Raw genomic sequence first — 10117 nt, 5'->3', positions numbered from 1 at the left:
CAAGCTGGCCGAACAGGGGAAGAAGCTGATCAAAATCGACAAATGGTTCCCCTCGTCCAAAACGTGTTCGTGCTGCGGTCGAGTCAAGGAGTCTCTATCGCTTTCTGAACGGACATTCCGCTGTGAATGTGGATTCGAGAGCGACAGGGACGTCAATGCGGCCATCAATATCAAACATGAGGGCATGAAACGATTGGCGATCGTCTAATTTGTCCTCGAACCGTGGGGCACACGGGGATCGCTCGGTCAACTTCCCATCATGAGATGGGATTACCCGAGAAGCCCCCACCTCTAAGCGAAGCGTAGGTGGTGGGAGTATGTCACTAACAATAAAAAACGACCTTCTGAAAAGGAGGTCGTTTTTTAATGAATTAATTTTTTACGCCTGGTTTATCTTCGTAGCCAGCCGTAAAGATTGCAGTTAAGAAGGCGATGATCACACCTAATACAAGCAGTGTACGCATGCCGCTTCCTCCTTCATGAATGATTGCCCCACCTTTTTCATTATAGCGGATATGACGACCGTTGTGAATGGCAAGCGTTATCATAGCAATAAGCAGACAAATTTTTTTTGCAATGAATGATACGGGACATCCTTGCATACATTGTAATAATCTCGTTGTTAAGACGTCAAGGATAAGGAGGTCCTTTATGGATATTTTAAAGAAAATCGCGCAATACCGGGAAGAAGAGGAACGGCTGAAATGGGAAGGTACATTTGCAGAGTATTTAGAGATTTTAAAAGAAAAGCCATGGGTTGCTCAGTCCGCACACTCACGCGTTTATAATATGATTAAAGATGCTGGAATCGAAGTAGTAAATGGAAGAAAACGATATAAATTTTTCAGTAATCAGTTATTTGGATTGGAGGAGGCGCTAGAACGTCTAGTAGAAGAATATTTTCATCCGGCGGCAAAGCGGCTTGATGTACGCAAACGCATTTTGTTGCTGATGGGGCCTGTTGGAGGCGGGAAATCCACGCTTGTAACGCTGTTAAAACGGGGATTAGAAGCATATTCGTTAACCGATCGCGGCGCTGTGTATGCGATTAAAGGATGCCCGATGCACGAGGATCCCCTCCATTTAATCCCCCATCATTTGCGCGATGATTTTTATAAAGAATATGGGATTCGTATTGAAGGCGATCTTTCGCCGTTAAACATGATGAGATTGGAAAAGGAATATGGCGGGCGTATTGAAGATGTCATGGTTGAGAGAATTTTCTTCTCGGAAAATAAACGAGTTGGCATCGGGACGTTCAGCCCGTCCGATCCGAAATCGCAAGATATTGCCGATCTTACAGGAAGCATCGATTTTTCGACTATCGCCCAGTACGGTTCAGAATCAGATCCGCGCGCTTATCGGTTTGATGGGGAGTTAAACAAGGCGAACCGCGGAATTATGGAATTCCAGGAAATGCTCAAATGTGATGAAAAGTTTCTCTGGCATTTGCTTTCTTTGACGCAAGAAGGGAATTTCAAAGCGGGGAGGTTTGCGCTGATAAGTGCGGATGAACTTATTATCGCGCATACGAACGAAACGGAATATCGTTCTTTTATTGCGAATAAAAAGAATGAAGCGCTTCATTCGCGGATTATCGTCATGCCGATTCCGTACAATTTGCGCGTGTCAGAAGAAGAGCGGATTTATGAAAAAATGATTCGCGAAAGCGATGTCGCTGATGTCCATATTGCTCCACATACGCTGCGAATCGCCGCAATGTTTACGATTTTAACGAGATTGAAAGAATCGAAACGGCCGGACGTCGATTTAATTAAGAAAATGCGCCTTTACGACGGCGAAATGGTCGAAGGATTTAATGAAGTTGATGTCGAGGAATTGAAAAAGGAGCATCCGGATGAAGGAATGAGCGGCATCGATCCTCGCTATGTCATTAACCGCATTTCCTCATGCATTATTCGCAAAGAAGTTCCGTCGATTAACGCATTAGACGTATTGCGCTCCTTAAAAGAGGGGCTTGACCAGCATCCGTCCATTTCGAAAGAAGATAAAGAGAGATATTTAAATTTTATTTCACTGGCTCGCAAGGAATACGACGAAATCGCCAAGCAAGAAGTGCAAAAAGCGTTCGTTTACTCTTATGAAGAATCGGCGAAAACATTGATGGATAACTATTTAGATAATGTGGAAGCGTACTGCAATAAAACAAAGCTGCGCGATCCGCTGACAGGGGAGGAAATGAATCCAGACGAAAAACTCATGCGCTCGATCGAAGAACAAATCGGCATTTCCGAAAACGCAAAGAAGGCGTTTCGCGAAGAAATTTTGATTCGCATTTCCGCCTATGCGCGGAAAGGGCAAAAGTTTGATTACAATTCGCATGAACGGTTGCGGGAGGCGATTCAGAAAAAATTGTTCGCTGATTTAAAAGATATTGTAAAAATCACCACTTCCACCAAAACTCCGGATGAGCAGCAGTTAAAGAAAATTAATGAGGTTGTGGCACGTTTGATCGATGAATATGGCTATAATTCTACGTCAGCGAACGAACTGCTTCGCTATGTCGGCAGTTTATTAAATCGGTAGCATGCCTTGTGCCAGGCATGCTTTTTTTGCTCGATTAGCGGGAAAGCGTTAAGTTGCTGCGAACGAAAAAATTTGTTGTGTAAAAAGAGAACGGCAGTTTTGTTTTCCAGTGGTTCATGTTTACTAAGCGGAGAGGAAAATTGTATACAATGACTAGGATGCGAACTTTGACTGTCGGGATGGGATCGTGGGAAGTGTCTTAACATCATTTTGTTTACTGGGGAATCCAACGCGGATGGGACAGGGAGGGAATTTTTGCACACTAAGACATGATTGCGGTTGGAGCCGATTGATCGCTTGTCCAATAAAAATTTACATGTTCATTTTCGTAATAATTTGTCAATTATTTCGCTTTTTTGCATAGGATAGAGTAAACAAACTGTCATTGATTCATTACGTTTTTATGGCGCCAACATAAGTATATGCTTCAAAGTGGAAAAATGTGAAAATATTTGAGTGAGGAGGGGGAATATGAAGGGAAACTTTGTTGTATCGAAAGAAGACTGGTCCCTCCACCGGAAAGGACACGATGACCAAAAACGCCATCAAGAAAAAGTAAAAGAAGCGATTAAAAACAATTTGCCGGATTTAATTACAGAAGAAAGCATTATTATGTCAAACGGGCGCGATGTTATTAAAATTCCGATTCGTTCGTTGGATGAATATAAAATTCGTTATAATTACGAGAAAAACAAACATGTTGGCCAAGGAAACGGAGAAAGCCAAGTCGGCGATGTTGTTGCAAGGGATGGAGCAGGGGAGGGACAAGGGCCTGGAAAAGGGCAAGAAGCGGGAGACTTGCCTGGGCAAGATTATTATGAAGCGGAAGTATCGCTGATGGAACTGGAAGAAGCGTTATTCAGCCAATTGGAGCTGCCGAACTTGCAGCGGAAAGAAGCAGACCAAAATGTGGCGCAACATATCGAATTTAACGATATTCGCCGCACTGGCCTGATGGGGAATATCGACAAGAAACGAACGATGCTCGCGGCATTTAAAAGAAATGCGATGAATGGCAATCCAAGTTTTTATCCAATTTATCGTGAAGATTTAAAATTTAGAACGTGGAGCGAAGTGGTAAAACCGGAATCAAAAGCAGTCGTTCTTGCGATGATGGATACAAGCGGCTCAATGGGGCTGTGGGAAAAATATATGGCGCGCAGTTTCTTCTTTTGGATGACACGTTTTTTGCGCACCAAATACGAAACGGTCGAAATCGCATTTATCGCCCATCATACCGAAGCAAAAGTGGTGACGGAAGACGAATTTTTCACCAAAGGGGAAAGCGGGGGGACGATTTGTTCTTCCGCCTATCGAAAAGCGTTGGAGCTGATTGAAACAAAATATTCACCATCGCGCTACAATATTTATCCATTCCATTTTTCCGATGGAGACAACTTGACATCGGATAACGCCCGCTGCGTTAAGCTTGTTCAAGAACTGATAAAATTGTCGAACATGTTTGGTTATGGTGAAGTGAATCAGTACAACCGCAGTTCAACGTTAATGTCTGCTTATAAAAACATTAAAGATGAGAAATTCCGCTATTATATTCTTAAGCAAAAATCTGATGTGTTTCATGCGATGAAAACATTTTTCCGGAAAGAAGAAAATAAGGCGTTTGTATGACTTTTGTTTCAAACGAGGGGTTTTTGTTTATACAGATTAAGTCGGGGGTTTGTGTAAAAAGAAACGGGGAAAAGCAGTTTGATTTTTCCCAAACCCTGAATTTGCTGGACCAAGAGTGAAATTTTATACAATACAATAATCAGGACTGACCCTTATAACAAACAAGATCCCGTTTCCGCACGAAAACGGGATCTTGTGTTTTGAAAAATATTTAATTGGACGAACTGGTTGACGCTGCTTCGTCGCCCGGCTTTGCCGAATCTGTTTTTCGTATCGTTTCGATCATCGCTAAAATAGGCGAAAGTTCTTCCTGATCTTTTGGGGTTTGAATGATCACAAGCATAGGAACAGGGTTGCTTGTGCCGATGACATGAACCGTCATGTTGTCCGAGTGCGCTTTATACCAAACAGCTCCTTTCAATGACTCTGGAAGATTTGCGCCATCTTGGCGAGCGGCATCGGAAGACACTGCTTGCGCGTGTTCTTCCGCCAGTTTCGCGTAATCTGTTTCATTTTCTTCTGTTTGCAGAAGGCGGATTCGGACGAAGCTGTTATCGCGCATAAGCACATCGGAATTTGGCTCTTCGGCATCAAGCTCCCAACCTTTTAGCACATATAAAGAAAAATTTTGGTTATCGCTTGTTTTTAAAGTGGCAGTTTCTTTCACTTCTTTTCCATCAACCGTATAAGATAATTGCATTTCGGAAGGGCGCGTTTCTTGTTGTTTGCTTTCTCCTGCGTTAGTGGCGCCGTTTTCCGAGACATTGGTTTCATTTTTAGAAGAAGGCTGAGATGCCTCTGATTGCCCCGTGTTGTGCGATTGCGCCGTTTCTGTTTGATTTGCATTTGTGTCAGATTGCACCGTTTTCGTTTGGTTTGTGTCATTATTAGAAGGATTTGTCTGTTTTACTTCATTTGTTTCTTTCGTTCCACACCCTGACGCAAGAACGACTACAATGGCTGCAGTTATCAATGGTTTCCAAGTCCATTTCATCCGTCATTCCTCCTTAAATGGTATATCATCTATTATATCATTCGAAATGGGAAGGAGGAATGTTACGGCGATCAACGTTTTTGCGACAATAGTCATGGAAAAGTCATAGCATAGAGGCACGTGTTGGCAGGCGATATTTTTGCAAGCGCTGCATCCTGTCTGTCCGGTTACATGAACAATGTTTTGAACGGATCGTTTTCATTATAATATTCCCGTTTCGCCTGCGGGCTGGCCTCTAAGGCGATATAGGCTCCGATCCATTCTACCGCACATAGAAGCAAAATCAGTAATATTCCCTTTATCATCGCTTCTTCCCCCTTTGTGGTGTTTGAAGATACAATAATGTATGAAACGCGTTTCAACGCAATAGTTTTTTGAAAAAAGGTGAAGGGAATGGCAAATATTCGGGAAATTGCAAAAGAAGCAGGAGTTTCGGTTGCGACGGTTTCGCGTGTATTAAATGGGCACCCGTACGTGAAAGAAGAAAAACGAAACGCGGTATGGGAAGCAGTCGAGAAGTTGAATTATACAAAAAATATTAATGCGGTCCATTTAGCGAAAGGGAAAACGTCGATCATCGGGGTCGTGCTTCCGTATTTGAATCATCCGTATTTCGCAACAGTATTGGAAGGAATATCAAAAGAAGCGCTTCGCCATCGGTATCATCTGCTAGTATTTCAAACGAATTACGATGTGGAAAAGGAACTGGAAGCGCTGGAAATGATGCGGATGAAACAAGTCGATGGGCTTATTATTTGTTCGCATGTAGCGGACTGGGGCGTGATTGGAGAATATAAGCAAGATGGGCCTATTGTGCTCTGCGAAGACGTCCGAGATCAAGATTTTTTATCTGTTTATATTGATCATTACGAAGCGTTTACGAAAGCGTTGCGTTATTTGATCCAAAAAGGGCACCGGCACATCGGGTATTGCATCGGAAGAACGACAGGGGCAAACAGCAAGGCTAGGCAAGCAGCATATTATGATACATTGCGGCAGATTGGCGTCGAGCCGCGAAAAGAGTGGATTTTTGATCGTTGTTTATACATGGAAGATGGAAAACGTGTCATTCATGAATGGATGTCGTTGCCGGAAAAGCCGAGCGCGTTGCTTGTATCGAGCGATCAAGTGGCGGCAGGCATCGTGTTATGGGGGAAGAAGGAAGGAGTGAAGATCCCCGCTGATCTTGCGATTGTTAGTTTTGACAATCATCCGATTTCCGAACCGCTGCAAATTACGACGATCGAACTGCCGCTTGCGTTGATGGGAAAAAAAGCGTTTCGCCTTATTTATCATTACATCGAAACGGGGAATATCGCGAGAAAAACGGAAAAGTTGTCTGTTCGTTTTATTGAGCGTTCATCGGTATAGCTTGTTTTGCCTATATGTGGTGTTTCATCATATATCGGTTTACCGGGCGTCCAATCCCGCCGTATTGAACGTCGAGAACGACTTCACCTCTTTTTTCTAAGTATTCTAAATAGCGACGTGCTGTGACTCGCGCGATGCCGACCCCTTCGGCGACTTCTTCGGCGGAAACCGGTTCCGTTTGCTTGCGAAGATAACGAACGATTTTTTGCAATGTGACTTCGTTCAAGCCTTTTGGCAGTTCGCTACGAGGCTCGAGCGGTTGGGGTTCCGCCGTTTGCAGCAGAGCGTCTAACTCTTTCTGCGTTAACGTTTCTTTTTCGTTCAGCGTTTGCCGAAATGAGTGATAATTTTCCAGCGCTTGTTTGAGGCGCTCGAATTTAAACGGTTTCATAATATAATCAAACGCGCCATTTTGCAATACACGCCGCACCGTGTCGATATCGCTTGCCGCAGTGATGGCGATAACATCGACTTCATATCCTTCCGAGCGAATTTCTTTCAATGTTTCAAGACCATCCTTGTGAGGCATATAAATATCGATAATCACTAAATCGGGATGGAGATCGCGGATTAGTTGCATCCCTTCCATACCATTTCCGGCACTTCCGATAACGGTGAACCCTTCCACTTGTTCGATAAATTGACGATTTACTTCCTGCACCATCGGATCGTCTTCAATGAGCAAGACGCGGTACATCTTCCCCCCTCCTTACATATTAAAAGTGATCGTAAATATCGTTCCTTTTCCTTTTTCCGATTTCACATCCATATGCCCTTTTCCTTTTTCCACAATGTGCTTGACTAAGTACAAACCGATGCCTCGCCCATTTTTTCCTTTGGTGGAGAACCCTTCCTCGAAAATACGGTCAAGATGCTCTGGCTCAATGCCTTGGCCGTTGTCTTCCACCGAAAGCGAACAAATTTCTTCGTTTTGCTCAATGCTTACATATATTTCTTTTTCCCGATCTGTAATGCCTTGAAACGAATCAAACGCGTTTTCAATCAAGTTTCCAAGAATAACGACGAAATCGTGATGATCTAACGCGGATGGAAAAGCATGAAGACGGCTATGGCGATCGATGGTGACGCGAATGCCCAGTTCTTTGCCGCGGCGAACTTTGCTTAAGAGCAAGCCGGAAATGCTTTCGTCTTTAATATGTTTGCTTAAAAACCGCGTTAGTTCTTCTTGCTCTTCCGTCACTTGAAAGACGTATTCGAGCGCTTTTTCTTGATGTCCTAATTGTATCAATCCGGCAATCGTATGAAGTTTATTCATATATTCATGGTTTTGCACACGCAGAGCGCTGACAAACGCTTTCACCCCTGTCAACTCTTCGGCGAGTTTCTTCACCTCGGTGCGGTCTTGGAAAATCGCGATCGCCCCAACTGTTTTGCCATTGACTTTAATCGGAATGCGATTGCTCCAAATCGTTAAATTTCCTATTTGCAGTTCTTTGTTATAAATAGGTTGATCAATTTTTAAAATTTCCGGCAGATGTGTGTCTGGAACAACCGCACGAATCGGTTTCCCGATGACGTCTCCGCTGACGCCGAGCATCTGTTTTGCCCGGTCATTAAAAATCGTGATGTTTTCATTGCTATCGATCGCGATAACGCCTTCGTGCATCGCGTTGAAGGCTTCGGTTCGTTCGACAAGCAGTTTAGCGATTTCGTGAGGTTCAAGCTGAAACATTTGTTGCTTAATATGGGAAGCGAGCAGCCAAGCTCCTATTCCGCCAATTAATAGAGAAAGGCTTGTCGCAATTACGATTTCTTCTTTTAAAGCATAAATCACTTCAAAAAAAGTTGGCAATCGATATGCCGCAATGACGACGCCGATTTGTTGATGATCTTTATTCATAATTGGAACGAACGCGCGAATGACAGTGCCAATTTCACCGCGCGCTTTCGATGTGTAAGTATGTTCCGCAAACGCAGGCCCTTCATCGGCACCGTGGGAAACGCGTCCAATCATGGATGGAACGGGATGAGAAAGCCGGACTTTATTCATATCAAGGACAACAATGTAATCAGCGTTATGAATGACGCGAACGCGTTCGACGATGCTATTGATGGAAGAACGCTGTTTTTCGGTTCCGACAATGTGTGATTTGATTTCGGGAAGTTCGGATACCGTCCTTGCCGTCAATAATGCACGTTGTTGCAATTCTTCCTCTTTTGTGTGAAAAAAGTCGCCAATGACAAACAATCCGCTTAGCAATAAGGAAAAGCTAACGATAAAAAAAATTAAGATCGTAATTTTCCAACGGATGGATAGCCGATGCATCACACGAATACCCCGTCTTCATAACATTGTTTATTCATATTTTAGCATTTCTCAACAAATATGATAAAATTGGATTAAAAACTTAGCAATAAACGGTGTGGGACATGAAAAAGCAATGGTTGGCGCTGTTTCTCGTTTTGCTCGTTTGTTTAGGAAGCATGGCGCTGCTGTTAAAGCAGCACTTTTGGAATGGAAATATGGTGTATGATGATGAACAACGAGGATTAAAAAAGCAAATTGTGATTTATTTTAGCCATGTAGTCGCAGAAAATACGCCGAAGGGATTGGCTGCGCAAAAGTTTGCGGAGCTCGTCGAGAAAAAAACAAATGGCCGCGTAAAAGTCGAAGTGTTTCCGAACGGCTCTTTATATTCTGATGGCGAGGAAATAGATGCATTGCTGCGCGGGGATGTGCAAATGATCGCGCCATCATTTTCGAAGGTAACGGAATTAATCCCCGAATGGCAAGTGTTAGATTTGCCGTTTTTATTTCAAGATTATCACGATGTGGAGCGGACGTTTACCGGAGATGTAGGGAAACAGCTTTTGGCGATGTTAGATGAAAAAGGGATTAAAGGATTGGCATTATGGAGCAACGGCTTCAAACAAATGATGAGCACGACCCGTCCGCTCGTTCATTTTGATGATTTTCGCGGATTGCGCTTCCGCATCATGCCAAGCGAAGTGATTGCAAGGCAATTTCGATTGTTGGGAGGCGATCCGATCGTTGTTTCGTTTGATCATATATACCGTTCTTTAGAAAAGCATGAATTTGACGGCCAAGAAAATACGATTTCCAACATTTATTCGAAAGGTTTTTACAAATTTCAGCCGTATATAACGATCAGCAATCACGGATATCTTGGCTATGCCGTGATGATGAACAAATCGTTTTGGGAAAGTTTGCCGAAAGATATTCAGCAAAAAATTACGGAGGCGATGCAGGAAACGACGGTATGGAATTTGCAGCAATCGAAAAGGCAGAATGAAGAGGAATTAAAAAAAATAGAACAAAACAAACATATTCATATCTATAAGCTGTCGGCAGAAGAAAAAAAGCAGTGGGAACAGCGGTTTTCCCCTTTGTATGATCAATTTACAAAAGAGTTTGGCGATAAGCTGCTTCGCGAAATCAAACAAAAAGAGAAATAGGCGGCCTTTAACATAGGCCGTTTGTTATTTTGGAGACCAAAAAGATCAAAAAGACCATTATCAACATAATATTTTTATTTTCTGAACATTGCGTTAACATAAAAATAGTCAATCTGAAAGCGTTATCAAGGCAACGAA

9 protein-coding genes are annotated in these 10117 nt (G+C 43.1%); 5 read left to right on the top strand and 4 right to left on the bottom strand.

What is annotated here, in order from left to right; all coding sequences use genetic code 11:
* The 3 genes from BM278_RS13260 to yhbH form a co-directional block, all read left to right on the top strand.
* Positions 1-208: zinc ribbon domain-containing protein (locus tag BM278_RS13260; RefSeq protein WP_143093450.1), on the top strand; the 208-nt coding region annotated here is incomplete at its 5' end.
* A 443-nt stretch (positions 209-651) separates the two neighbouring features.
* The gene (locus BM278_RS13250) at positions 652-2547 is read left to right on the top strand and encodes a PrkA family serine protein kinase (RefSeq protein WP_090950489.1); all 1896 of its coding nucleotides are present in this window, start codon (positions 652-654) and stop codon (positions 2545-2547) included.
* A gap of 471 nt (positions 2548-3018) precedes the next feature.
* A complete protein-coding gene (gene yhbH, locus BM278_RS13245; protein WP_090950486.1) occupies positions 3019-4176 on the top strand; it encodes a sporulation protein YhbH in 1158 nt (385 codons plus the stop codon).
* Between the two features lie 211 nt (positions 4177-4387).
* On the opposite strand, the gene BM278_RS13240 is transcribed toward yhbH, so the two are convergent.
* Both BM278_RS13240 and BM278_RS18820 read right to left on the bottom strand, forming a co-directional pair.
* Positions 4388-5170 (bottom strand): hypothetical protein, encoded by a 783-nt coding sequence (locus BM278_RS13240; protein WP_090950483.1) that lies wholly within the window; start codon positions 5168-5170, stop codon positions 4388-4390.
* A 167-nt stretch (positions 5171-5337) separates the two neighbouring features.
* On the bottom strand, positions 5338-5475 hold the full coding sequence (locus tag BM278_RS18820; RefSeq protein ID WP_167359638.1) for a hypothetical protein: 138 nt from the start codon (positions 5473-5475) through the stop codon (positions 5338-5340).
* Positions 5476-5563: 88 nt separating this feature from the next.
* Between BM278_RS18820 and BM278_RS13235 the strand changes: the two genes are divergently transcribed.
* On the top strand, positions 5564-6541 hold the full coding sequence (locus BM278_RS13235) for a LacI family DNA-binding transcriptional regulator (RefSeq protein ID WP_090950481.1): 978 nt from the start codon (positions 5564-5566) through the stop codon (positions 6539-6541).
* 10 nt (positions 6542-6551) lie between these two features.
* On the opposite strand, the gene BM278_RS13230 is transcribed toward BM278_RS13235, so the two are convergent.
* Both BM278_RS13230 and BM278_RS13225 read right to left on the bottom strand, forming a co-directional pair.
* Positions 6552-7238 carry a response regulator gene (locus BM278_RS13230; protein ID WP_090950478.1) on the bottom strand — a complete coding sequence of 229 codons (687 nt, stop codon included), beginning with the start codon at positions 7236-7238 and terminating at the stop codon, positions 6552-6554.
* Positions 7239-7250: 12 nt separating this feature from the next.
* Positions 7251-8828: an ATP-binding protein gene (locus tag BM278_RS13225; protein ID WP_090950475.1), complete on the bottom strand. Its 1578-nt coding sequence runs from the start codon at positions 8826-8828 to the stop codon at positions 7251-7253.
* A 104-nt stretch (positions 8829-8932) separates the two neighbouring features.
* Between BM278_RS13225 and BM278_RS13220 the strand changes: the two genes are divergently transcribed.
* A complete protein-coding gene (locus tag BM278_RS13220; protein ID WP_090950473.1) occupies positions 8933-9979 on the top strand; it encodes a TRAP transporter substrate-binding protein in 1047 nt (348 codons plus the stop codon).
* Positions 9980-10117 lie beyond the last annotated feature (138 nt).

This window comes from Parageobacillus thermantarcticus (assembly GCF_900111865.1).
Classification (GTDB): Bacteria; Bacillota; Bacilli; order Bacillales; family Anoxybacillaceae; genus Parageobacillus; species Parageobacillus thermantarcticus.
This window is presented reverse-complemented; position numbering and strand designations above follow the sequence as displayed.